The organism is Streptomyces sp. NPDC029169 (genome assembly GCF_055563935.1).
In genome coordinates, this window is record NZ_JBVHXA010000004.1 from 187,561 (window position 1) to 211,194 (window position 23,634).

At 71.9% G+C, this 23,634-nt stretch carries 24 protein-coding genes and 1 pseudogene; 10 read left to right on the forward strand and 15 right to left on the reverse strand.

Going from position 1 to position 23,634, the window contains the following annotated elements; genetic code table 11:
- Both argH and ACZ4VI_RS10105 read right to left on the reverse strand, forming a co-directional pair.
- Nucleotides 1–1,428 carry an argininosuccinate lyase gene (gene argH / locus ACZ4VI_RS10100; protein ID WP_467998391.1) on the reverse strand — a complete coding sequence of 476 codons (1,428 nt, stop codon included), beginning with the start codon at nt 1,426–1,428 and terminating at the stop codon, nt 1–3.
- 50 nt (nt 1,429–1,478) lie between these two features.
- Nucleotides 1,479–2,672: an argininosuccinate synthase gene (locus ACZ4VI_RS10105; RefSeq protein ID WP_467998393.1), complete on the reverse strand. Its 1,194-nt coding sequence runs from the start codon at nt 2,670–2,672 to the stop codon at nt 1,479–1,481.
- 334 nt (nt 2,673–3,006) lie between these two features.
- Here ACZ4VI_RS10105 and ACZ4VI_RS10110 point away from each other — a divergent pair, with 334 nt between their 5' ends.
- The 6 genes from ACZ4VI_RS10110 (at nt 3,007) to ACZ4VI_RS10135 (ending at nt 8,218) form a co-directional block, all read left to right on the forward strand.
- A complete protein-coding gene (locus ACZ4VI_RS10110) occupies nt 3,007–3,126 on the forward strand; it encodes a keywimysin-related RiPP (RefSeq protein WP_467998395.1) in 120 nt (39 codons plus the stop codon).
- Between the two features lie 129 nt (nt 3,127–3,255).
- A complete protein-coding gene (locus ACZ4VI_RS10115) occupies nt 3,256–5,082 on the forward strand; it encodes an asparagine synthase-related protein (RefSeq protein WP_467998397.1) in 1,827 nt (608 codons plus the stop codon).
- Nucleotides 5,079–5,351: a lasso peptide biosynthesis PqqD family chaperone gene (locus tag ACZ4VI_RS10120; protein WP_467998399.1), complete on the forward strand. Its 273-nt coding sequence runs from the start codon at nt 5,079–5,081 to the stop codon at nt 5,349–5,351. The genes ACZ4VI_RS10115 and ACZ4VI_RS10120 overlap by 4 nt, the downstream gene beginning before the upstream one ends.
- Nucleotides 5,348–5,734: a lasso peptide biosynthesis B2 protein gene (locus ACZ4VI_RS10125; protein ID WP_467998401.1), complete on the forward strand. Its 387-nt coding sequence runs from the start codon at nt 5,348–5,350 to the stop codon at nt 5,732–5,734. Before ACZ4VI_RS10120 ends, ACZ4VI_RS10125 begins: the two co-directional genes overlap by 4 nt.
- A gap of 11 nt (nt 5,735–5,745) precedes the next feature.
- On the forward strand, nt 5,746–7,578 hold the full coding sequence (locus ACZ4VI_RS10130) for an ABC transporter ATP-binding protein (RefSeq protein ID WP_467998403.1): 1,833 nt from the start codon (nt 5,746–5,748) through the stop codon (nt 7,576–7,578).
- A 43-nt stretch (nt 7,579–7,621) separates the two neighbouring features.
- Entirely contained in the window at nt 7,622–8,218 is a 597-nt protein-coding gene (locus ACZ4VI_RS10135; protein ID WP_467998405.1) for a pyridoxamine 5'-phosphate oxidase family protein, read from the forward strand.
- A gap of 48 nt (nt 8,219–8,266) precedes the next feature.
- Here ACZ4VI_RS10135 and ACZ4VI_RS10140 read toward each other — a convergent pair whose 3' ends face one another.
- The 6 genes and pseudogenes from ACZ4VI_RS10140 to ACZ4VI_RS10165 all read right to left on the reverse strand — a co-directional run.
- On the reverse strand, nt 8,267–8,830 hold the full coding sequence (locus ACZ4VI_RS10140) for an arginine repressor (protein ID WP_467998406.1): 564 nt from the start codon (nt 8,828–8,830) through the stop codon (nt 8,267–8,269).
- Between the two features lie 19 nt (nt 8,831–8,849).
- Nucleotides 8,850–10,052, reverse strand: a complete 1,203-nt coding sequence (locus ACZ4VI_RS10145; protein ID WP_467998408.1) for an acetylornithine transaminase — start codon at nt 10,050–10,052, stop codon at nt 8,850–8,852.
- Nucleotides 10,049–10,957, reverse strand: coding sequence for an acetylglutamate kinase (gene argB / locus ACZ4VI_RS10150; RefSeq protein WP_467998409.1), 909 nt, complete (start codon nt 10,955–10,957; stop codon nt 10,049–10,051). Before argB ends, ACZ4VI_RS10145 begins: the two co-directional genes overlap by 4 nt.
- A complete protein-coding gene (argJ, locus tag ACZ4VI_RS10155; protein WP_467998411.1) occupies nt 10,954–12,120 on the reverse strand; it encodes a bifunctional glutamate N-acetyltransferase/amino-acid acetyltransferase ArgJ in 1,167 nt (388 codons plus the stop codon). The genes argB and argJ overlap by 4 nt, the downstream gene beginning before the upstream one ends.
- Entirely contained in the window at nt 12,117–13,145 is a 1,029-nt protein-coding gene (gene argC, locus ACZ4VI_RS10160; protein WP_467998413.1) for an N-acetyl-gamma-glutamyl-phosphate reductase, read from the reverse strand. Before argC ends, argJ begins: the two co-directional genes overlap by 4 nt.
- Before the next feature lie 52 nt (nt 13,146–13,197).
- Nucleotides 13,198–13,404, reverse strand: a pseudogene (locus tag ACZ4VI_RS10165) (hypothetical protein); the annotation flags it as partial.
- Between ACZ4VI_RS10165 and ACZ4VI_RS10170 the strand changes: the two are divergent.
- A complete protein-coding gene (locus ACZ4VI_RS10170) occupies nt 13,387–13,791 on the forward strand; it encodes a VOC family protein (RefSeq protein ID WP_467998415.1) in 405 nt (134 codons plus the stop codon). The pseudogene ACZ4VI_RS10165 and the gene ACZ4VI_RS10170 overlap by 18 nt on opposite strands.
- 3 nt (nt 13,792–13,794) lie before the next feature.
- Here the strand turns inward: ACZ4VI_RS10170 and ACZ4VI_RS10175 are convergent, their stop codons facing one another.
- The 4 genes from ACZ4VI_RS10175 to ACZ4VI_RS10190 form a co-directional block, all read right to left on the reverse strand.
- A complete protein-coding gene (locus tag ACZ4VI_RS10175) occupies nt 13,795–14,976 on the reverse strand; it encodes a methyltransferase (protein ID WP_467998416.1) in 1,182 nt (393 codons plus the stop codon).
- 308 nt (nt 14,977–15,284) lie between these two features.
- Nucleotides 15,285–15,860, reverse strand: coding sequence for a histidine phosphatase family protein (locus tag ACZ4VI_RS10180; RefSeq protein WP_467998417.1), 576 nt, complete (start codon nt 15,858–15,860; stop codon nt 15,285–15,287).
- 101 nt (nt 15,861–15,961) lie between these two features.
- The gene (locus ACZ4VI_RS10185; RefSeq protein WP_467998419.1) at nt 15,962–16,411 is read right to left on the reverse strand and encodes a GNAT family N-acetyltransferase; all 450 of its coding nucleotides are present in this window, start codon (nt 16,409–16,411) and stop codon (nt 15,962–15,964) included.
- Nucleotides 16,412–16,466: 55 nt separating this feature from the next.
- Nucleotides 16,467–17,903, reverse strand: a complete 1,437-nt coding sequence (locus ACZ4VI_RS10190) for an aminotransferase-like domain-containing protein (RefSeq protein ID WP_467998420.1) — start codon at nt 17,901–17,903, stop codon at nt 16,467–16,469.
- On the opposite strand from ACZ4VI_RS10190, the gene ACZ4VI_RS10195 reads away from it, so the two are divergent.
- Both ACZ4VI_RS10195 and ACZ4VI_RS10200 read left to right on the forward strand, forming a co-directional pair.
- Nucleotides 17,902–18,849 carry a DMT family transporter gene (locus ACZ4VI_RS10195; RefSeq protein WP_467998422.1) on the forward strand — a complete coding sequence of 316 codons (948 nt, stop codon included), beginning with the start codon at nt 17,902–17,904 and terminating at the stop codon, nt 18,847–18,849. The two genes, ACZ4VI_RS10190 and ACZ4VI_RS10195, sit on opposite strands and share 2 nt — an antisense overlap.
- Nucleotides 18,850–18,933: 84 nt before the next feature.
- Nucleotides 18,934–19,128, forward strand: coding sequence for a DUF1918 domain-containing protein (locus tag ACZ4VI_RS10200; RefSeq protein ID WP_467998424.1), 195 nt, complete (start codon nt 18,934–18,936; stop codon nt 19,126–19,128).
- A 25-nt stretch (nt 19,129–19,153) separates the two neighbouring features.
- On the opposite strand, the gene ACZ4VI_RS10205 is transcribed toward ACZ4VI_RS10200, so the two are convergent.
- Nucleotides 19,154–20,386, reverse strand: a complete 1,233-nt coding sequence (locus tag ACZ4VI_RS10205; protein ID WP_467998426.1) for a glycoside hydrolase family 10-like protein — start codon at nt 20,384–20,386, stop codon at nt 19,154–19,156.
- A 171-nt stretch (nt 20,387–20,557) separates the two neighbouring features.
- Here ACZ4VI_RS10205 and ACZ4VI_RS10210 point away from each other — a divergent pair, with 171 nt between their 5' ends.
- On the forward strand, nt 20,558–21,418 hold the full coding sequence (locus ACZ4VI_RS10210; RefSeq protein WP_467998428.1) for a 3-hydroxybutyryl-CoA dehydrogenase: 861 nt from the start codon (nt 20,558–20,560) through the stop codon (nt 21,416–21,418).
- A gap of 65 nt (nt 21,419–21,483) precedes the next feature.
- Here the strand turns inward: ACZ4VI_RS10210 and ACZ4VI_RS10215 are convergent, their stop codons facing one another.
- Nucleotides 21,484–22,014 carry an NUDIX hydrolase gene (locus tag ACZ4VI_RS10215; RefSeq protein ID WP_467998430.1) on the reverse strand — a complete coding sequence of 177 codons (531 nt, stop codon included), beginning with the start codon at nt 22,012–22,014 and terminating at the stop codon, nt 21,484–21,486.
- Between the two features lie 51 nt (nt 22,015–22,065).
- Nucleotides 22,066–23,406 carry a transcriptional regulator gene (locus tag ACZ4VI_RS10220; RefSeq protein ID WP_467998432.1) on the reverse strand — a complete coding sequence of 447 codons (1,341 nt, stop codon included), beginning with the start codon at nt 23,404–23,406 and terminating at the stop codon, nt 22,066–22,068.
- Between the last annotated feature and the right edge of the window lie 228 nt (nt 23,407–23,634).

Here is a 23,634-nt window from a genome sequence, read left to right on the forward strand (position 1 = left end):
TTACTGCTTGGCGGTGGCCCAGGCGTGCTGGATCACCAGGTCCGCCTTGACCTCGACCAACTGGGCGCGGACGGCGGACGGAGCCGTACCGCCACGGCCGTCACGGGAGGCCAGTGCGCCCGGGACGTTGAGGACCGTGCGGACCTCCGGGGTGAGGTGCTCGGAGATCTTCGCGAACTGGTCGTCCGTGAGCTCGTCCAGCTCCTTGCCCTCCGCCTCGGCGACCTTCACGCACTCGCCGGCCACCTCGTGCGCCACCCGGAACGGCACGCCCTGCTTGACCAGCCACTCGGCGATGTCGGTCGCGAGCGAGAAGCCTGCCGGAGCCAGCTCCTCCATGCGCTTCCGGTTGACCGTGAGCGTGGCCATCATGCCCGTGAAGGCCGGCAGCAGGACCTCCAGCTGGTCGCAGGAGTCGAAGACCGGCTCCTTGTCCTCCTGGAGGTCGCGGTTGTACGCGAGGGGGAGCGCCTTGAGCGTGGCCATCAGGCCGCTCAGGTTGCCGATCAGGCGGCCCGACTTGCCCCGTGCCAGCTCCGCGATGTCCGGGTTCTTCTTCTGCGGCATGATCGACGAGCCGGTGGAGAAGGCGTCGTGCAGGGTCACGAAGGAGAACTCCTTCGTGTTCCAGATGATGATCTCCTCCGCGATACGGGAGAGGTTCACGCCGATCATCGCGGTGATGAACGCGAACTCGGCGACGAAGTCGCGCGAGGCCGTGCCGTCGATGGAGTTGCCCGCCGAGCCCCGCTCGAAGCCGAGGTCCCTGGCCACCGCCTCCGGGTCGAGCCCGAGGGAGGAGCCGGCCAGGGCGCCGGAGCCGTACGGGGAGACGGCTGTCCGGGTGTCCCACTGCCGCAGCCGCTCCGCGTCCCGGGAGAGGGACTGGACGTGGGCGAGGACGTGGTGGGCGAAGAGCACCGGCTGGGCGTGCTGGAGGTGGGTCCGGCCCGGCATGGCGACGTCCGGGTGGGCGTCGGCGAGGCCGACGAGCGCGTCCTGGAGGTCGGCGATCAGGCCGCCGATGATCCGGGCATGGTCGCGCAGGTACATCCGGAAGAGCGTGGCGACCTGATCGTTGCGCGACCGGCCGGCCCGCAGCTTGCCGCCGAGGTCGGCGCCGAGGCGCTCCAGGAGGCCCCGCTCCAGGGCGGTGTGGACGTCCTCGTCGGCGATCGTGCCGACGAAGTCGCCCGACGCGACGTCCGACTCCAGCTGGTCGAGGCCGGCGAGCATGCGCGTCAGCTCGTCGTCGGTGAGCAGCCCGGCCTTGTGGAGCACGCGCGCGTGGGCGCGGGATCCGGCGATGTCGTACGGCGCCAGCCGCCAGTCGAAGTGGACCGACGCGGACAGCTTCGCCAGCGCCTCGGCCGGACCGTCGGCGAAACGGCCGCCCCAGAGCCGGACGTCACCGTTGTTGCTGCTCACAGGTACTGCTCCTCAGGAGGGTGTGTCGTACGAGAAGTAACGAGGTCGGCTTACGCGAGGTCACGCCGTGCGGCGATCTTCGCGGAGAGGGCGAAGATGTCGATGAAGCCCTGGGCCTTGGACTGGTCGAACGTGTCGCCCGAGTCGTAGGTCGCGAGGTTGAAGTCGTACAGCGACTCCTCGGACCTCCGGCCGGTGACGACGGCGCGGCCGCCGTGCAGGGTCATCCGGATGTCGCCGGTGACGTGCTGGTTGGCCTCCTCGATGAAGCCGTCCAGGGCGCGCTTGAGCGGGGAGAACCAGAGGCCGTCGTAGACGAGTTCGCCCCAGCGCTGCTCGACCTGCCGCTTGTAGCGGGCGAGTTCGCGCTCGACGGTGACGTTCTCCAGCTCCTGGTGGGCGGTGATGAGGGCGATCGCGCCGGGAGCCTCGTAGACCTCGCGGGACTTGATGCCGACGAGCCGGTCCTCGACCATGTCGATCCGGCCGATGCCCTGGGCGCCGGCGCGCTCGTTGAGCTGCTGGATGGCCTGGAGGACGGTGACGGGGCTGCCGTCGATCGCGACCGGGACGCCCTCCTTGAAGGAGATCACGACCTCGTCGGCCTCGCGCGGGAGGGCCGGGTTCGAGGTGTACTCGTAGATGTCCTCGATCGGCGCGTTCCAGATGTCCTCCAGGAAGCCCGTCTCGACGGCGCGCCCGAAGACGTTCTGGTCGATGGAGTACGGGGACTTCTTGGTGGTCGCGATCGGGAGGTTCGCCTTCTCCGCGAAGGCGATGGCCTTGTCGCGGGTCATGGCGTAGTCACGGACCGGGGCGATGCACGTCAGGTCGGGGCCGAGGGCCTGGATCCCCGCCTCGAAGCGGACCTGGTCGTTTCCCTTGCCGGTGCAGCCGTGGGCGACGATGCCGGCGCCGTGCTTCTCGGCGGCGGCGACGAGGTGCTTGACGATGGCGGGCCGGGAGAGGGCGGAGACCAGCGGGTAGCGGTCCATGTAGAGGGCGTTGGCCTTGATCGCCGGGAGGCAGTACTCCTCGGCGAACTCGTCCTTGGCATCCGCGACCTCGGCCTCGACGGCCCCGCAGGCGAGCGCGCGCTTGCGGATGACGTCCAGGTCCTCGCCGCCCTGGCCGACGTCGACGGCCACGGCGATGACCTCGGCACCGGTCTCCTCGGCGATCCAGCCGATGGCGACGGAGGTGTCCAGGCCGCCCGAGTAGGCGAGTACGACACGCTCGGTCACGGGGTTCTCCTTACCTTGCAAGCACTGATGGGCATAACTATGCAGGCCTCCGTATGTTTTTGTCAATCGAGCCCTCAGGGCTCGGTGCGAGTGGACATGTCCCCCACAGAACCGGGTACCCTGGAAGTGCGCAAACCGCTCATATCGCGCGACCAAATGGGTTGAAACGCTGAACAGTTGAGCGTGTGACCGGTCTCCACTCGGCGAGAGTCTCCCGAGTCTGCACCGGGGCCTTGCGGGGCCGAATCCGCACATCCGTTCCCAGGTGGCGATCCGCCGGCGATGCGCCGCGCGGCAGCTGCCGTCCGCTCTGGGAATGAGGGGAGGTGTAACCATGCGCGCCTACGAGCGTCCCACCCTGATTCTGGTCGGCTCCTTCCGCAAGGTGACGGCCGGCAAATTCCGTAAGGGCCAGGGACCGCCCGACGTCCTGATCAAGGGCAACCTGCTGTGAAGGGGCAGCACAGAGAACCGGTGACGGGCGCAGATCACCCGTCACCGGACGGTGGACGACGGCGCCACGGCGAAAGGCGGTGCGGCAGTGCCCGGACCCTCCCAACTCGCTCTCATCCCCTCATGGTTCGTGGTTCTCCCGGACTCCCCGTCAGCCGCCCCGGTGGCCTCGGTACTGCGCGGCCGCGCGCAGCGGACCGTCCGGCACCCCTCCGGACGTCCCTGGATCGTCGGCCGGTGGGATCCCGGCGCCGTCGTGACGGGACGGGCGGGACGAAACGGACTCGCGCTGGCCGGGGAGCACACGGTCACCGCGCGGCGGCTCGACGAGGCCGCCGCTGCTCTGCGTACCGACTCGGAGGCCGACACGTTCGCTTCCACGGCCGGCGGCAGCTTCCATCTGATCGCCACCGTCGACGGGCGCGTACGCGTCCAGGGCACGGTGTCGGGCTTCCGGCGCGTGTTCCGCGCCGCCGTCGGCGGTGTCACGGTGGCCTCCGACCGGGCCGACGTCCTCGCCCTCCTCAACGGACAGGGTCCCGACGAACGCCGGCTGGCCGCCCTCCTGCTCGACCCGCCGCAGCTCCACCCGGTCACGTCGCGGCCCGTCTGGGGCGGCGTCGATCTCGTACCGCACGACAGCTGTCTACTGCTCGACGCCGATGCGTCACCCCGACAGGTCCGCCGGTGGCGTCCGCCCGAACCCGAGGTGCCGCTGGCTGAAGGAGCCCGTGACCTGCGCGCCGCCCTCGCGGCGGCGGTGGAGGTCCGGACGAGCGGGCGCCCCCTGCTCAGCAGCGATCTGAGCGGGCTCGACTCGACCTCGCTGTGCGCGCTGGCAGCCCGCGGCGGCACCGAGGTCATCGCCTGCACCGCCGCGAGTCCCGACCCGCTCGACGACGACGTGCGGTGGGCGAGCACCACGGCCGCCGCGCTGAGGAGCGTCCGGCACCACATCGTCCCTGCCGGACGGATGCCGCGCATCTACCAGGGGCTGCTCGACCTCGCGCCACCGCTCGACGAGCCGATGGACGAGCCGTGCGGCGCTGTCGCGGACCATGCCCGCTGGCTCACCATCGTCCGGCCCGCCGCCGAGCACGGATCGCACTGCCACCTCAGCGGCTACGGAGGCGACGAACTGCTGACTGGCGCACCGCTCCACCTGCGGACACTGCTGCGCCGCCGACCCGCCGCGGCCCTGCGCCTGCTGCGCGGTCTCGCCGCCCAGTACCAGTGGCCGCGCAGCGAGATGCTCCGACAGCTGCGTACCCTTCCCCCGTACGGGGACTGGCTGAGCGGGGCCGCCGAGCGGCTCACGACTCCCCCGCCCCCAGAACCGGTGCCGCAGCTCGACTGGGGCCCCACCCCGCGTCTCGCGCCCTGGGTGACGGCAGAGGCGGCCGACGCCGTACGGGAGCTGATCCGGGCCGAGGCGCCCACCGCACGGCCACTGGCCGAGAACCCCGGCCTCCACGACGAGCTGGACGCGCTGTGCGGAGCCGCCCGCACGGTCCGCCTCATGAGCCGGCCGGCCGCACGGATCGGGCTCACGCTGTCAGCCCCCTACTTCGACGACCGGGTCGTCGAAGCCGCGCTGTCGGTGCGTCCGGAGGACAAGCGGCGGCCGTGGATGTACAAACCCCTGCTCAAGGAAGCGATGCGGGGCATCGTGCCGGAGGCCGGCCTGCACCGGCCGGCGAAGTCCGGCGGCCTCTGCGATCTGGACGCGGCGCTGCGGGAGATCCGCCCGGAGCTGCTCGCCCTGTTCGACGGCTCCCGGCTGGGCCGACTCGGTCTCCTGGACGAGGCGGCCCTCCGCCGCATGTGCGCCGGCCCGCTCCAGTACCAGCCGTACGACCTGCACGACGCCCTGTACCAGGCCGTGGCCTGCGAGACCTGGCTGCGGACGTGGGAGCGGGCCGCCGCGCACCCGACCGTGGTGGGAGCACAGCCATGACTCCACGACTGCGCAACGGCGTGTCCTTCGCGCAGACCGACTACGGGCTCGCGCTGCTCGACGAGGAGCACGGCAGCTACTGGCAGCTGAACCCCACGGGGGCGCAGGTGCTGCGCGCCCTGCTCGACGGGCGTACGGCCGAGGAGGCCGTCCAGGAACTCGCGGCCGAGTACGACATCGACGCCGACAGCGCCCACCACGACGTCCAGGAGCTGGTCGCCGCCCTCTTCGCCTCGGGGCTGCTGGTACGGGAGGAGAGCCGTCCATGAACGTATCCGGCCCGTGGCGGCGCGCCCAGGTCCATGTGGTCGTCGGTGTGGCCCGGTTGCTGGCCCGCCGGCCGCCGGGCCACATCCGTGCGGTGCTCGTCCGGCTGAGCCGTGGTGCCCGTCCGGCCGGTTACGACGACGCCAGGGCGGCCAGGGACGCGGTGACCACGGTCAGCCCGGTCTGCGGCCGGCCCGAGAGCTGCCTGCCGCTGTCGCTGGCCACCGTCCTGCTGTGCCGCCTGGGCGGTGTGTGGCCGACCTGGTGCGTGGGGGTGCGCCGTCTCCCACCGTTCGGGGCGCACGCCTGGGTGGAGGCGGAGGGCAGACCCGTCGGTGAGCGGCACCCGCCCGACTACTTCCAGACCTTCTTCACCGTTCCGTGAGGCCGTTCCCCGTGGACGCCGACGCCACAACGCGCACAGGGCACACAGACCGCCCGAGGCGAACAGGGCCGCGGGAGGTCTTCCGCGTCCTGCGCGGGCACGGCCGCAGGATCACGCTCGCCGTCGTCCTGACGGTGTCCGCGTCGGCGCTCGGGCTTGCCCAGCCTCTGGTGGTCAGGCAACTGATCGAGTCCGCGGGGGCGGGGGCGGCCGTCGCCCCCGGTGTCACGCTCCTCGCCGGGCTCTTCGTCGCCCAGGCGGGCGTCCAGTGTCTGGCTCAGTACGTGCTCGCACGGACCGGCGAGGGAGTGGTCCTCGGCATCAGGCTCGACCTCATCCGCCATCTGCTGCGGCTGCCGATGAGCACCTACGACCGGCACCGGATCGGCGACCTGATCTCGCGCACCACCTCCGACGGCACCGCGCTGCGGCTGCTCATCGCCGAAGGGTTCACCGACACGGTCAGCGGCGGCATCGGGCTCATCGGGGTCGTGGTGCTGATGCTGTGGCTCGACTGGGTGCTCTTCCTGATCGTCCTGGCCATGGTCGCCCTCGGCACGCTCGTGGTCTGGTCGGTGCTGCGCGGCATCGAGAGCGCGTCGCTCCACGCCCAGCAGGCCACGGGCGAGATGACCTCGGAACTGGAACGGGCGCTCTCCGCGATCCGGACCGTCCGCGCCAGCCGCGCCGAGCCCCGCGAGGCGGACCGCATCGGCGCCCGGGCCAGGTCCGCGTACGCGGCGGGCGTGCGCGTCGGCAAGCTGGACGCGGTCGTCGCGCCGGCGATCGTGCTGAGCGTCAACGGTTCGTTCCTGTTGATCCTCGTCATCGGCGGTGTACGGGTCGGCCGACAGGACGGCTCCTTCGCCGATCTCGCGGCCTTCCTGCTCTACATGCTCTATCTGGTGGGCCCGCTCGGCGCCGTCTTCCAGGCGGCGAGCACGCTGCGGCAGGGCCTCGGGGCGCTGCGGCGCATCACCGAGATCCTCGATCTGCCCGTCGAACAGCCCGGTGGAGCGCCGCACGGAGCCGTCCTGAAGTCCCCTGCCCCCGAATCCCCCGTCCTCGAGTTCCAGGACGTGTGGTTCGGTTACGCGCCCGGGCGGCCGGTCCTGCGCGGCGTCTCCTTCACGGTCCCGCCGCGTGGACACGTGGCGCTGGTCGGCCGTTCCGGTGTCGGTAAATCGACAGTCTTCGCGCTTGCCGAGCGCTTCTACGACCCCGATGGCGGGCGGATCCTCTTCGAGGGCCGCGACATACGGGAGCTGAGCCGCGCCGGACAGCGGGCGCGGACGGGGCTCGTCGAGCAGCACGCGCCGGTACTGCACGGCACACTGCGGGAGAACCTGACGTACGCGGCCCCGGACGCGACGGAGGACGACCTGCGGCGGGTGATCGAAATGGCCCGGCTGACCGATGTGGTGGCCAGGCTGCCGCGGGGGCTCGACAGCGATGTGGGAGAGCACGGGATGGCGCTGTCGGGCGGGGAGCGGCAGCGGATCGCGATCGCCCGCTCGCTCCTCACCCACCCGAGCCTGCTGCTCCTCGACGAGCCGACGGCGCACCTGGACGCCGTCAACGAGGTGGCGCTGCGGCGGTCGATCCGGGAGGCGTCCGCCGACTGCGCGCTGCTGGTCATCGCACACCGGCTCTCGACGATCCGGGCCGCGGACATGATCGTGGTCCTGGACGGGGGCAGGGTCGTGGCCTCGGGCAGCCACGCCGAGCTGATGGACACCAGCGAGCAGTACCGGCAGCAGTACGCCGCACAGCAGGACAGGCGCGTGGGTGAGGTCGTCGGAAGTCTCGGGGATCTCTCGGGGCACCGGGCAACCGAGTGGTGAGACACACCTGTCGGATCGTCACCGCCCGGGCAGAATCGGCCTCATGGGAAAGACGTACGAACGCATAGACGGACGACTTCGCGCCTTCATCGAGGCCCAACCGCTCTTCTTCACCGCCACCGCGCCGCTCGACGGCGACGGCACCATCAATCTCTCGCCCAAGGGACTGACCGGCTCGTTCGCCGTCATCGACGAACGGACCGTCGCCTACCTCGACTTCGCCGGATCCAACGCCGAGACCGTCGCGCATCTGCGCGAGAACGGCCGCATTACCCTCATGTGGTGCGCGTTCCAGGGGCCGCCGAACATCGTCCGGGTGCACGGGCGCGGCGAGCCCGTGTTCCGGGACGACGCGCGGTGGGAGGGGCTCATGGCGCACTTCCCCTCGATCGACGTCGACCAGCACGGGCTGCGCGCGATCGTCGTCGTCTCGGCCGAGTTGGTCCGGGACACCTGCGGCTACGCGGTGCCGTTCATGACGTACGACGAGGACCGCGATCTGCACGGGAAGCGGTTCGCGCGTGAGGACGACGCCTCGCTGAGCGCGTACTTCGAGAAGAAGGACCACATCGCCGCCAGCATCGACGGGCTTCCGGGGCTGCCGCTCCCGCTGCCGCCGCTCCCCCGCCCGGGGGCGTGAGCGCGGCGACGGCCGGTCGGGGTCCCGTACCGGCCGTCGCCGAACGGCCTAGCGGTCGTTCTGCGCGAGCCGCAGCAGATGGTCGGCGAGTGCCTGGCCGCCCATGGGGTCGCGGGAGATCAGCAGCAGCGTGTCGTCTCCCGCGATCGTGCCGAGGATCGCGTGGAGTTCGGCCTGGTCGATGGCCGACGCCAGGAACTGGGCCGCGCCCGGTGGGGTCCGCAGGACCACCAGGTTGGCGGAGGCCTCGGCGGAGATCAGCAGTTCGCCGGAGAGGCGCCGCATGCGCTCCTCCTTGGCGGACTCGCCGAGCGGCGCCTGCGGGGTGCGGAAGCCGCCCTCGCTGGGGACCGCGTAGATCAGCTCGCCGCCCGTGTTGCGGATCTTCACCGCGCCGAGCTCGTCGAGGTCGCGGGAGAGCGTCGCCTGCGTGACGCTCAGCCCGTCGTCCGCGAGGAGCTTGGCCAGCTGGCTCTGCGAGCGCACCGGCTGCCGGTTGAGGATGTCGACGATCCTGCGGTGGCGTGCGGTACGGGTCTGCGGAACGGACGGCCCTCCCCCAGGCTCCGCCCGGGGGGACCCCCAGTGCTCGGATTCCTGCGCGTCGGTCATCGTCGTCTCATTCTCCGGTTCATTCTTCCCCGTTCACCGCTTCGTCGAGGACACCGGGCAGCGCTGCCAGGAATACGTCCACCTCCGCGTCGGTGATGATCAGTGCCGGCATGAGCCGTACGACATCGGGGGCGGGCGCGTTCACCAGGAGACCGGCGTCCTGAGCCGCCTGCTGCACCTGGGGCGCGAGGGACTCGGTGAGCACGATACCCAGCAGGAGGCCCGCACCACGGACATGGGAGACCAGCGGGTGGTCCAGACCCTCGATTCCGCTGCGCAGCTTCTCGCCGAGGCGCTTGACCTCGTCGAGCGCGCCGTCCGCCGCGAGCGTGTCGATCACGGCGAGTCCGGCGGCGCAGGCGACCGGGTTTCCGCCGAAGGTCGTGCCGTGGTGGCCGGGCTTGAACAGCTCGGCCGCCTCGCCGAACGCGACCGTCGCGCCGAGCGGCAGACCGCCGCCGAGGCCCTTGGCCAGGGTCACAAGATCGGGCTCCACCCCGTCGTGGCCCTGGTACTCGAACCAGTGGCCGGTCCGGCCGATGCCCGTCTGGACCTCGTCGAGGACCAGGAGGGTGCCGGTGGCGCGGGTGATCTCGCGGGCGGCCTGGAGGTAGCCGACGGGCGGCACGACGACGCCGTTCTCGCCCTGGATCGGCTCGATGATCACCAGCGCGGTCTCCTCGGTGACCGCCGCGCGCAGGGCCTCGACGTCTCCGTACGGGACGTGCGTGACGTCTCCGGGGAGCGGCAGGAACGGGGTCTGCTTGCCGGGCTGGCCGGTGAGGGCGAGCGCGCCCATGGTCCGGCCGTGGAAACCGCCCTGGGTGGCGACCATGTGGGTCCGGCCGGTCAGCCGGCCGATCTTGAAGGCGCCTTCGTTGGCCTCGGCGCCGGAGTTGCAGAAGAAGACGCGGCCCGGCCGGCCGAAGAGCTGGAGCAGCCGCTCGGCGAGCGCGACGGGCGGCTCGGCGACGAACAGGTTGGAGACATGGCCGAGGGACGCGATCTGCCGCGACACGGCCTCGACGATCGCCGGGTGGGCGTGGCCGAGCGCGTTGACGGCGATGCCGCCGACGAAGTCGAGGTACGCGTTGCCGTCGGCGTCCCAGACCCTGGCGCCCTCACCGCGGACGAGGGACAGCTTCGGCGTGCCGTAGTTGTCCATCAGCGAGCCCTGCCACCGCTGGGCCAGTCCCGCGTTGCTCAGTTCCGCGTTGCTCATTTCCCGTCCCCCGTCGTCTCGTCCGGTACCACCATCGTGCCGATGCCCGAGTCCGTGAAGATCTCCAGCAGGATCGAGTGCTGGACGCGGCCGTCGATCACACGGGCGGTGGTGACCCCGTTCCGTACGGCGTGCAGACAGCCCTCCATCTTGGGGACCATCCCGCTGGAGAGCTCGGGCAGCAGCTTCTCCAGCTGGCTCGCGGTGAGCCGGCTGATGACCTCGTCGCTGTTGGGCCAGTCCTCGTAGAGGCCCTCGACGTCGGTCAGGACCATCAGGGTCTCGGCGCCCAGCGCCGCAGCGAGAGCCGCAGCCGCCGTATCAGCATTGACGTTGTAGACATGTCCGTCGTCCTGGGAGCGGGCGATGGAGGAGATGACCGGGATCCGGCCGTCCTCCAGGAGCGCCTCGATGGCGCCGGTGTCGATGGAGGTGATCTCGCCGACCCGGCCGATGTCGACCTGTTCGCCCTCGATGACCGGCTGGTGCTTGGTGGCGGTGATCGTGTGGGCGTCCTCGCCGGTCATGCCGACGGCGAAGGGGCCGTGCTGGTTGAGCAGCCCGACGAGTTCACGCTGGACCTGGCCGGCGAGCACCATCCGTACGACGTCCATGGCGTCCTCGGTGGTGACGCGCAGGCCTGCCTTGAACTCGCTGATGATGCCGTGCCGGTCGAGCGCGGCGCTGATCTGCGGGCCGCCGCCGTGCACGACGACCGGCTTGAGGCCGGCGTGGCGCAGGAAGACGACGTCCTGGGCGAAGGCCGCCTTGAGCTCGTCGTCGATCATGGCGTTGCCGCCGAACTTGATGACGACCGTCTTGCCGTTGTGGCGGGTCAGCCAGGGCAGCGCCTCGATGAGGATCTCGGCCTTGGGGAGCGCGGTGTGCTTACGGGTTCCGCTCATGACGAGTACGCGCTGTTCTCGTGGACGTAGTCGGCGGTGAGGTCGTTGGCCCAGATGACGGCGGTCTCGGACCCGGCGGCGAGGTCGGCGGTGATGGTGACCTCGCGGAAGCGCATGTCGACGAGGTCGCGGTCCTCGCCGACCGAGCCGTTCTTGCAGACCCAGACGCCGTTGATGGCGACGTTCAGGCGGTCGGGCTCGAAGGCGGCCGCGGTCGTGCCGATGGCGGAGAGCACCCGGCCCCAGTTGGGGTCCTCGCCGTGGATGGCGCACTTGAGGAGGTTGTTACGGGCGATGGAGCGGCCCACCTCGACGGCGTCGTCCTCGGTCGCGGCGTTGATCACCTCGATACGGATGTCCTTGCTGGCGCCCTCGGCGTCGCCGATGAGCTGGCGGGCGAGGTCGTCGCAGACGGTCCGGACGGCCTCGGCGAACTCGTCCTGCGCGGGCGTGATGCCGGAGGCGCCGGACGCGAGGAGGAGGACGGTGTCGTTGGTGGACATACAGCCGTCGGAGTCGACCCGGTCGAAGGTGACCCTGGTGGACTGGCGGAGGGCCGCGTCGAGGCCCTTGCTGTCGATGTCGGCGTCGGTGGTGAGGACGACGAGCATGGTGGCGAGGCCGGGGGCGAGCATGCCCGCGCCCTTGGCCATACCGCCGACGGTCCAGCCGTCCTTCGTCACGACGGAGGTCTTGTGGACGGTGTCGGTGGTCTTGATGGCGATGGCGGCCTTCTCGCCGCCGTGCTCGGAGAGCTCGCCCGCGGCCTTCTCGACGCCGGCCAGGACCTTGTCCATGGGCAGGAGCAGGCCGATGAGGCCGGTGGAGGCGACGGCGACCTCGCCGGCGCCGGTGCTCGTGCCCTGCGCGGTGAGCACCTCGGCGACCTTCTCGGCGGTCGCGTGGGTGTCCTGGAAGCCCTGCGGGCCCGTACAGGCGTTGGCGCCGCCGGAGTTGAGAACGACGGCCGCCAGCTCGCCGGTGGTCAGCACCTGCTGGGACCACAGCACCGGAGCGGCCTTGACGCGGTTGGAGGTGAAGACGCCCGCGGCGGTGCGGCGGGGCCCGTTGTTGACCACGAGGGCCAGGTCCGGGTTGCCGTTCTCCTTGATCCCGGCGGCGATGCCCGCTGCCGTGAATCCCTTCGCTGCGGTGACGCTCATGGAGCGACTCCAATCGTGGAAAGTCCGGTGTCCTCAGGGAGCCCGAGGGCGATGTTCATGCTCTGCACCGCGCCGCCGGCGGTGCCCTTGGTCAGGTTGTCGATGGCGCTGATCGCGATGATGCGGTTCGCGGCGGCGTCGTGGGCGACCTGGATCTGAACGGCGTTGGAACCGTAGACGGATGCCGTCGCGGGCCACTGCCCCTCGGGGAGCAGGTGGACGAAGGGCTCGTCCGCGAAGGCCTTCTCGTACGCGGCGCGCACGGTCTCGGCGGTGACCCCGGGCTTCGCCTTGGCGGAGCAGGTGGCGAGGATGCCCCGGGGCATGGGCGCGAGGGTGGGCGTGAAGGAGACCCCGACGCGCTCGCCGGCCGCCGCGCTGAGGTTCTGGATCATCTCGGGGGTGTGCCGGTGGCCGCCGCCGACGCCGTACGGGGACATGGAGCCCATGACCTCGCTGCCGAGCAGGTGCGGCTTGAGGGCCTTGCCCGCGCCGGAGGTGCCGCTGGCGGCGACGACCACCGCTTCGGGTTCGGCGAGGCCGTTCTCGTACGCGGGGAAGAGCGCGAGGGAGACGGCGGTGGGGTAGCAGCCGGGCACCGCGATGCGCTTGGGCCCCTCCAGCGCGGCGCGGGCACCCGGCAGTTCCGGGAGGCCGTAGGGCCAGGTGCCGGCGTGCGGGGACCCGTAGAAGGTCTCCCAGTCGGCGGAGTCCTTCAGCCGGAAGTCGGCGCCCATGTCGACGACGAGGACGTCCGGTCCGAGCTGCTCGGCGACGGCGGCGGACTGGCCGTGCGGGAGCGCGAGGAAGACGACGTCGTGGCCGGCCAGGGACTCGGCGGTGGTCGGCGCGAGGACGCGGTCGGCGAGCGGGAGGAGATGCGGCTGAAGACTGCCGAGCCGCTGACCGGCGTTGGAGTGGCCGGTCAGGGTGCCGATCTCGACGTGGGGGTGCGCGAGAAGAAGACGCAGGAGCTCACCGCCCGCGTATCCGCTCGCACCTGCCACCGCTGCTCGTACCGTCATCAGAACCCTCCTCGTGGATGGCATGACTATACGCATCTCCGCAGTTTTATGCAAAGCTGCGGGAGAACTGCCCCGGCGACATGAGGGCAATGCGCGCCAGGGCCTGGACGTCCAGCGGCTGCGCGTAGTCGCGGTCCATCGCGTCGTGCGCGTGGCGCAGGCGCACCAGGTCTTCGAGCGTCACACATTCAGCATCGCAGAACGGCCGAACGGGCGAGCCCGTGCGGGTTAGGCTCCCCGCATGATCATCAACGCACAGACCCGGATACGCGTCGCCCGACCCTCGCGCGACCTCGTCGCGGCCGAGCGCTTCTACGTCGAAGGGCTCGGCCTCGACGTGCTCTGGAAGACCACGGAGCGCGTGTCCGGGAAGCACGATCTCGTGATGGTCGGTCCGGCCGGCGGGACCTGGCACTTCGAGCTCACCCTCGACCCCGAGAACCCGGTCGAACCGGCCCCGACCGTCGACGACCTGTTCGTGGTCTACCTGGGGGCGCCGGTCGAGGACTCGCTGGTGGAGCGGCTGGTCGCGGCGGGCGGCACCCGGGTCGCGGCGCACAACCCGTACTGGGACCAGTACGGGGTCACGGTCGCCGACCCGGACGGGTACCAGCTGGTCCTGTGCGAGCGCAGCTGGGACGCGTGAGCCTCACGCCCGATCGTGATCGCCCCGCCGGCCCTGCTTGACCGCCCGCAGGACCACGAACTTCGGGTCGCTCGCGACCAGTTCGCAGGAGCCGAAGATCCGGCGCAGGGTGACGTGGTAGCCGAGGTGCCGGTTGCCGACGACCCAGAGTTCGCCGCCGGGCCGCAGGACGCGCCGCGCGTCGGAGAACATCCGGCGGGCGGTGCGGTCGGTGGTCGCCTGGTGACTGTGGAAGGGCGGGTTGTTCAGGACGAGGTCCACCGACTCCGTCGCGAGTTCGGCCGTCCCGTCCCCGACCACGAACTCGGCGGTGCATCCCGCTTCGGCGTGGGTACGGAAGTTCTCCTCGGCCGAGGCGACGGCCTGGTACGACTCGTCGGCGAAGACCAGTTCGGCCTCGGGCTCGGCGAGCGCGACCGCCAGGCCCACGACGCCGTTCCCGCAGCCCAGGTCCACGACGCGGGCGCGGCCGAGGCCCTGCGGCAGGTGCTTGAGGAAGAAGCGGGTGCCGATGTCGAGGCGGTCGGCGCAGAAGATCCCGGCCTGGTTGACCACGGTCCGCCCGGCGACGGTCCCTGCGTCTGCGGGGAGTTCGTACCGGTACGGCCAGGGGTTGGACGGCCGGGTCAGGGCGGGGTCCGGGGTGCAGAGGATCAGCCGGGCCTTCTTCGCCGCGAGCGAGGTGCGGGTGGGGCCGAGGATCGTCTCGAAGAGCTGGAGCGTGGAGGTGTGGATCTCCTTGACCATGCCGGTCCCGACGACCACGGTGCCCTCGTGCAGGGCGGGCGCAAGCCGGTGCAGCTGGTCCTCCAGGAGCGCGAGGCTCTTGGGGACGCGGACGAGCAGCACGTCGATCCGCTCGGGCGGCGCGTCCTGGGTGGTGAGCAGCCGGACCGCGTCCGGGGCGGCCCCTGAGCGGGCCAGGTTCTCCGCGGTCGCCCGGCGGCCCAGGTACGAGTCGGAGATCTGCGCGAGGTCACCGGGCCGGCGGGCGGCGAGCGCCGTGGCGAGGGCGCCCCAGCGGTCGCCGACGATGGCCACCGTGCCGGACAGGTCGGTGTCCGTCTCGGCGAGGTGGCGCAGCAGGTACTCGTCGGAGGCGTCCCAGGCTCGGAGCTGGTCGCGCGGGTCCTCGGGGAAGCGGGTGAGCGGGAACTCGCCCCATGACGTGGTCAAACGGTTCATCGTGGTCTCAGGCTAGCCGGTCCCCGTACGTCTCCCGGTCGGGCTCAGCCGTAGCCGGGCGCAGGCCGCCGGTCGGGCTCCGCCGTAGCCGGGCGCGGGCGCCGGACGGGCTCCGCCGTAGGCGGGCGCAGGCCGCCGGACGGGCTCCGCCGTAGGCGGGCGCAGGCCGCCGGTCGGGCTCCGCCGTAGGCGGGCGCAGGCCGCCGGTCGGGCTCCGCCGTAGGCGGGCGCAGGCCGCCGGTCGGGCTCCGCCGTGGGCCCGGGCGCGAGCCGCCGGTCGGGATTCAGCGTCAGCCCGACGCGAGCCGCTAGCCGACCGCCGCCTGGAGGTGGAGGTGCCAGAGGCCGGGGCGGCCGGTGAGCGTGACGGTGGACAGCGGGCGGACGTCGACGTTCCAGAAGGTCGCGGGCGGCGCCTTCAGCGCGTACACCAAGGCGGCGCGCACGACGGCGGGTTCGGCGACGGCGACGATGGCGCCGTCGTCGGCGGGGCGGGTGTCGAGCCAGCCCCCTATCCGCGAGATGAAGGCGAGGAGCGTCTCGCCGCCGTGCGGGGCGGTGCGCGGGTCGGTGAGCCAGGCGTCGACGGAGGCGGGTTCGAGTGCGGCGACCTCGCCGAGGGTCAGTCCGCGCCACCGCCCCATGTCGCAGTCGCGCAGGGCGGGCTGGGCGAGCGGCGCGTAGCCGAGTGCAGCGCCGGTGGCGCGGCTGCGGGGCGTCGGCGAGCAGTAGCGCAGCTCGGCCGCGCCGAGCGGGACGAGTGTGTGCGCGGCAAGCTGCACCTCGTACCAGCCGGCCTCGTCGAGCGGCCGGTCGTCGTCGAAGCGCTCGGCGAGCAGCGAGGAGCTGCGCGCCGCTGCGACGAGCGTGACCCGAAGACCCATGGCCGCGATCGTGAGGCCGGATGCCCGGCAGGTCAAGAGGGCATATGCACGAGCTCCGGTCACGGTCGGGGAACGGTCGGGGCCATAGGGGGCATCGGGGGTCAGTGCACGCCGAGAGCCATCCACTTCTCCGGATTCCGCAGCGGCTCGAAACCGACCTTCTCGTACACACCGTGCGCATCGTCCGTGGCCAGCAGGACACGGCGCAGACCGTACGGCTCCAGGTGGTCCCGTACGGCGGTCACGAGCGCCGTGCCGAGGCCGGTGCCCCGGGCCGGCCGGTCGACGTAGACGTCGCAGAGATAGGCGAAGGTGGCGTGGTCGGTGACGACCCTGGCGTAGGCGGCGATCTCCCCCGTCTCGCAGTGGTACGCAGCGAAGTTGAGGGATCCGTCGATCGCGCGGTCCTGCTTGTCCCGGGACCGGCCGAGCGCCCAGTAGGCGTCGGTGGAGAGCCACTGGTGGACCCGGGCCCGGTCGATGCGGTCCGGGTCGGTGGAGATCTCGTACGCGCCGTGGGTCAGGGTCGCTGTGGTGTGCGTGTCGCTCATGGGGCGCAGGCTCTCAAGCCCCCCGGCAGGTTGTCAGGTGGTTTTGTCCGGCGTCTCAGCCGGTGAGCTCGTCGACAGCCGCGCGCAGGCGGCGTACCCCCTCGGCGATCTCGGTGGACCCGGCCACGCCCGCGAAGCTGAGGCGGATGTGCCCGGCGGGCGGTTCGGCGCTGAAGTAGGGGCGGCCGGGGGCGACGGCGACGCCCGCGCGCAGGGCGCCCGCGAGGAGCGCGGCCTCGGGGAGGCGGTCGGGGAGCCGCAGCCAGAGCTGGTAGCCGCCGGCAGGGATGTGGGGCAGGGCCAGCTCGGGGAGGTGCCGGGCGAGGGCGCCCGTCATGGTGTCGCGGCGGTTCTTCAGCTCCTGGGAGACGGCGCGCAGATGGCGGCTCCAGGCGGGCGAGCCGACGAGTTCCAGGGCGGTCTCCTGGAGGGGGCGCGGGACGAAGAAGCTGTCGACGACCTGGATGGCGCGCAGCCGTTCCAGGACGGGGCCGCGGGCGGCCAGGGCGCCGACGCGCAGGCTGGGCGAGGTCGGCTTGGTGAGGGAGCAGACGTGGACGACGACGCCGTCCGGGTCCTCGGCGGCCAGCGGGGCGGGAAGCGGTCCGGCGTCCTCGTGGACGAGCCGGCGGGCGAAGTCGTCCTCGACGACGAAGGCTCCGGCGGCCCGCGCGATCCGGATCACCTCGCGCCGCCGCTCGGGGTTGAGCACGGCGCCCGTCGGGTTCTGGAAGAGCGGCTGGCAGACGAAGACCCGTGCGCCGGTGGCCCGGAAGGCGGCTTCGAGGAGCTCGGGACGCACCCCGTCGGCGTCGGTCGGTACGGGTACGGGGCGCAGGCCCGCAGCGCGGGCGACGGCGAGCATGCCCGGGTAGGTGGGCGACTCGACGAGGACGGGGGTGCCGGGCGGGGCGAGGGCGCGCAGCGCGGTGGTGATCGCGGGCTGACCGCCCGCGGTGATGAGGACGTCGGCGGCGGTGACGGTGCCGCCGATCTCGCGGGCGAACCACTCGCGCAGTTCGGGCAGGCCGTCGGTGGGCGGCCGGCCCCAGGCGCCGGGGCGGCGGCCGGCGCGGGCCAGGGCGGCGGCCATGGCCCGTTCGGGCTGGAGCGAGGGGTGCAGATAGCCGCCGTTGAACTCGACGACACCCGGTGGCGGCGCCGCCAGGGTCACCAGGACGCCGGACGCGTCGACGCTGCGCGGCACCAGTTCCGTCGCGGTGTCGGCGCTGAGCGCGACCTCCTGCCAGGAGGTGTCCCCGGCCACGGGGGTCCGGTCGCGCGGCTCGGCGCGGTATGCCCCGGCTCCCGGCCGGGTGACGACGAGGCCCTCGGCGGCGAGCTGGGCGAGGGCCCGGGTCACCGTCACCGGGGAGACGCGGTAGCGCTCCACGAGGGCGCGACTCGACGGCAGCTTCCCTCCGGGTGAGTAGCGGTTCAGTTCCGCCCTGAGGGATGTGGCCAGTTCACCGACACTGCTACGCTCTTGCATGACAGCACAGGATAGCGCTACTCCCACTTCGACGATAGCGGTCGCCACCTCCCCGGCAGTCAGCACGGCCGTCGCCCCGCCGGTCGCCCCGGCGGCCCGTGGCACGCTCCTCGCCGGCCTCGGCGTGGTCTCGTTCTCGCTCACCTTCCCCTCCACCGCCTGGGGCCTGGAGAGTTTCGGCCCCTGGTCGCTCGTCGCCGTGCGCTCGACGCTCGCCGCGCTCATCGCGGGCACCTTCCTGCTGGCCGGGAGGGTCCCGCTGCCCGAGCGCCGCCACTGGGCGGGCCTCGCCGTCGTGGCCGGCGGTGTCGTGGTGGGCTTCCCGCTCCTGACGACCCTCGCCCTCCAGACCTCCACGACCTCGCACGCCGCCGTCGTCGTGGGCCTGCTGCCGCTCACCACGGCGACCCTCGCCGCGATCCGCACCGGCCGCCGCCCCTCCCGTACGTTCTGGATCGCGGCCGTCTCCGGCGCCGTGGTCGTCCTCGCCTTCACGCTCCAGCAGAGCGGCGGCGCCCTGTCCACGGGCGACCTGTACCTGTTCGGCGCGCTCCTGGTCTGCGCGGCCGGATACACCGAGGGCGGCCGCCTCGCCCAGCACATGCCGGGCTGGCACGTCATCGGCTGGGCCCTGATCCTCTGCCTGCCGCTCATGGCCGCCGGCTCGGCCGTCGCCCTCTCCTTCGAACCCGTCCGGCTGAACGTCCACGGAGTCGTCGGGCTGATCTGGGTCGCGGCCGGCTCCACCTTCTTCGGCCTCTACGTCTGGTACCGGGGCATGGCGGCCATCGGCATCCCCAAGGCCAGCCAGCTCCAGCTCGCCCAGCCCCTGCTGACCCTCGTCTGGTCGGTGACGCTGCTCGGCGAGTCCCTCTCCCCCGCCGCGCCGCTCGCCGCCTGCGCGGTTCTCGTCTGCATCGCGGTCACCCAGCGCGCGAAGAGCTGAACGCGCGCCGGGGGGTGATGCGGGTCACAATGGCGGACGTAGACTCCGAAGTAGGACAAACACGGCCGCGAGGAGGTCACCACGATGCAAGCGAGCGTGGGCGACAAGCTGTTGGTGCACGGCCGGACCGTCGGTCAGCACGACCGTACGGCCGAGGTCCTTGAGGTGAAGGGCGAGAACGGCACTCCCCCGTACCGCGTACGGTTCGAGGACGACGGCCACGAGGGACTGATGTCACCGGGCCCCGACACCGTCGTGCTCCACCGCGAGAAGTCGTGAACGGAAACCGGCCGACGCGACGGAGCTAGCGCGGCGCACGGACCGAGGTCGGATAGTGGTCGGCCACGACGGCGGCCATCGCCCCGATCCGGTCCGTCGCAACCTCCTTCGCCGCGAAGAAGCAGTGCCCGCCCACCGCCGGATACCGCTCGGCGAGGGCCAGATGGCGCGAGAGCTCCTTCGGGTCCTGCCACGCGGCGGGCTGGGCGGGATCGCCCGACTTGTACAGCGCCTCGCCGATGTAGAGCGCGACGCCGGTGTCCCGTACCACCGCGTCCCACCAGGGCAGGAGCCGGGCGTAGTCGGCGGCGGCGAAGCCGATGTTCCAGTAAAGCTGCGGGACCACGTAGTCGATCCAGCCCTCCCGGATCCACTTCCGGGTGTCGGCGTACAGGTCGTCGTAGGTCTGCGCGCCCGCCTCGGTGTCCGAGCCCTCCGGGTCGGTGCAGGCGTTGCGCCAGACCCCGAAGGGGCTGATGCCGAAGGCGACGTGCGGGGCGGTCTCCCTGATCCGCGCGGCCGTCTCCGCGACGAGCAGGTCGATGTTGTTCCGCCGCCAGGCCGCCCGGTCCGGGAAGTCCCTGCCGTGGCGCGCGTACGAGATGTCGTCGGCGAACACCTCCCCGGCCACCGGGTACGGATAGAAGTAGTCGTCCCAGTGGACGGCGTCGATCGCGTAGCGGTGGACGGCGTGGAACATCGCGTCCTGGACGAAGCGGCGCACCTCGGGCAGCCCGGGGTCGTAGTACAGCCTGCCGCCGTACGGAACGGTCCACTGCGGGTGCCGCCGGGCCGGGTGGTCCGCGGTCAGCCGGGCCGGATCGGTGTGGGTCGCCACGCGGTACGGGTTGAACCAGGCGTGCAGCTCCAGACCGCGCGCGTGGGCCTCCTCGACGGCCGTCCCCAGCGGGTCCCAGCCGGGATCGCGGCCCTGTACCCCGGTCAGGCACTCCGCCCACGGCTCGTAGGGCGAGGGCCACAGGGCGTCGGCGCTCGGCCGGACCTGGAGGACGACGGCGTTCAGGCGGCACGCGACGGCCCTGTCGAGGTGGGCGAGGAGTTCGGCCCGCTGCCCCTCGGGGTCGAGACCGGCACGGGAGGGCCAGTCGCGGTTGGCGACGGTCGCGATCCACATGCCCCGGAACTCGCTCGCGGGCCGCGGCTTCCGTCGCGCCGCCTCCGCGCTGCCGGTTCCGGTCGTGGCGAACGCCCCAAGCGCCGCGCCCGCCACGAACCCCCTTCTCCCGATACGCCCCATACGTCGCCCCTCCTGTGTCGGATACGTCACACCCACAGGCAGAGCATGCCCGCCCCGACCGATCGATCATCGGTTAATGAGCGGTAACGTCGTGGGGTCGAGGCGGACGCACCGGAATCACACGGGGCCCCGCCGCCAGAGAAGAGCGAAAGGCACGAGGTGACGGACTCCATGGCCGACATTGAGCGCGTCGGAGTGGTGGGCTGCGGCCAGATGGGCGCGGGCATCGCGGAGGTGTGTGCCCGCAGCGGTCTTGAGGTGAAGGTCGCCGAGACCACCGGCGAGGCGCTGGAGATCGGCCGTACGCGGCTCTACAACTCGCTCGCGAAGGCCGCCGAACGCGGCAAGATCAGCGAGGAGGAGCGCGACGCGACGCTGGCGCGCCTCAGCTTCACCACCGACCTGGGCGAGTTCGCCGACCGCGACCTCGTCATCGAGGCCGTCGTGGAGAACGAGCAGGTCAAGACCGAGATCTTCCAGGTGCTCGACCAGGTGGTGACCCGGCCCGACGCGATCCTGGCCTCCAACACCTCCTCCATCCCGCTGGTGAAGCTGGCGGTGGCGACCTCGCGCCCCGACTCGGTCATCGGCATCCACTTCTTCAACCCGGCCCCGGTGCAGAAGCTCGTCGAGCTGATCCCGGCCCTCACCACCTCCGAGGGCACGATCAGCCGCGCCCAGGTCTTCGCGGAGAAGGTGCTCGGCAAGCACGCGATCCGCGCCCAGGACCGGTCCGGCTTCGTGGTCAACGCCCTGCTCGTGCCGTACCTGCTCTCCGCGATCCGGATGTTCGAGTCGGGCATCGCGAGCCGTGAGGACATCGACAACGGCATGGAGTTCGGCTGCGCCCACCCGATGGGCCCGCTGAAGCTCGCGGACCTGATCGGCCTGGACACGATCGTCTCGATCGCCGACTCGATGTACACCGAGTACAAGGAGCCGCTGTACGCCGCTCCCCCGCTGCTCCAGCGGATGGTGGACGCGGGCCGGCTCGGCCGCAAGACCGGCTCGGGTTTCTACCCGTACTCCTGAGCCACACCGATCACCGTTCGGCCCGTACACCCGCACAGGTACGGGCCGTTCGGCTTTTCGTGAGGTCAGCCGAGCCGCAGATGGTGCAGCATCAGCAGCCCGGCGGCCATGTTGGCGGCCGGGATCTCGCCCCGGGCGATCATGTCCGGGACCAGCTTGAGCGGTATCCACTCACGCCGTGAGGACTCGAAGTCGTCCTCGGGCGGGCCGATGTACGTGGCCTGCTCGGCCCAGTAGAGGTGGTGCCGGGCGTCGGTGAGGCCGTTCGACGGCTCGACGGTGAGGAGATGGCGCAGGGGGCCCGGGCGCCAGCCGGTCTCCTCCTCCATCTCGCGGGCCGCGGCCGTCTCCAGGTCCTCACCGTCCTCGACGACGCCGGCGGCCAGCTCCCAGCCCCAGCTGTCGGTGATGAAGCGGTGCCGCCAGAGCATGAGGACTTCGTTGGCCTCGTTGACGGCGGTCGCGACGGCGACCGGGCGGAGCCTGATCAGATAGTGGTCGAGGTGGCGGCCGTCCGGGAGTTCGACGTCCGCGAGGTTCACCCGGAACCAGCGGTTCTCATAGACAGGTTGTTCGCTCAGTTTCGTCCACTGCACGTTTCTGCCACCTTCCGATTGGTCGGTGGCAATATGGCAGCAGCCCGGGGCTCACAGGGGAACGCGTAGCGCCCCGTCGATGAGTTCGGCAGCCTGCCGCGCGTCCCCGCAGCCGCTCGCCAGCAGATGCTCCCGCACCAGCCGCAGCCGGTCCCGCAGCCGCTGCGACTCCATCCCGCGCGCCCGCTCGGTCATCTCCACCGCGGTCCCCGCCGCCGCGTCGGCCTCCCCCTGCCGGAGCTCGATCTGGCACAGCATGGCCAGCCGGTGCACCCGGCCCCGGTCGTGCGCCGGGGTCTCCACGGCCGCCCGCGCGTGCTCCCGGGCCGCCGGAAGATCACCCAGACTGAGCAGCGCCTCGGCGACCTGGACATTGACGAGACCCGGCTGGACGTAGCCGGTCTCGGCCGGCTCGTACCCCGGTCTGATCCGCTCCGCCTCCGCCTCCGCGCGCCGGATGCAGGCCAACGCCGCGGCCCCGTCGCCGAGATGGGCGTAGGCCTTCGCCTGCATCGCCGAGAGATCGGCGGCGAGCGCCGGGGTGATCTGCCGCCCGGCCGACCGCAGCGCCGCCTCGGCGAACGCCACCGCCTGCCGGTACTCCCCCATGAACAGCGACTGGTTGACAAGCAGCGCGATCACATAGGCGCCGAGGCCGCGGTCCCCGCTCGCCTTCGCGAGCCGCAGCGCCTGGTGGAAGTAGCGCTGCGCGAGTCCATGGGCGTCGGAGTCGTACGCGCAGATCCCGGCCACCGCCACCAGGCCGCCCGTCGCGCGGTGCAGCTGCCGGCCCAGGCTGTCGCTGTACGCGCCGCGCAGGAGGGGCGCGGTCTCGGAGTTGAGGAAGCCGACGATCCGCACCCGGGTCGCGACGCCGCCGGCCTTGCGGTACATCTGCTCGTAGTGCGCCCGTGCGGCGCCGAGCATGGTGATGTCGGCGGGCGAGACCTGGGTGCGGCCGTCGCGGGAGACGTCGGAGTCCTCCGGCGGGTTCTCCCACTCCCAGACGGGCATCACGGCGGGCGTGCCGGTGACGGCCTGCGCGCCGAGTATGTGCGGCCGCTGCTGCTCGTCGGAGCGCCACAGGGCGGTGGCCCGCTCGACGAACCCGGAGAGCGGAGAGCTGTGCGCGATGGTGTCGCCGCCCCGGACGCCCAGGCCGATGTCGTCGAGGGTGACCGCCCGGTGCAGCCGCGCCGCGAGCACCTCGCAGATCAGGTCGGGCACCTGTCCGCGCGGCCGCTGGCCCTTCAACCAGCGGGCCACGGCGGTGTGTTCGTACCGCAGGGAGAGGCCCCGGGAGCTGCCCGCCCGGTTCACCCGGGTGGCGAGGCCCGCATGGGAGATGCCCGCCTCGTCGAGGAGGGCGTCGAGCAGGGTGTTGGGCTGCATGGCCCCTCCGATGGCTCGGTCCGCCCAGCGTAGTGGAGGGCGGTTTCGCACGGGGTGTGAATGAAATGCCCGTTCTTCCGGTCCGTGCGCTCTGCCGCGGCCGTTTCCGGGCCGGTTGACTGAGCGTCTCGCCGCAAGGCGACCCGGGCCGCCGGGCTCCCCCCTCGTACAGTGCGGCGGCCCGCCCCGCGCCGCCCGCCCGCCGACCTGCCCGACACTCCGCGGCGG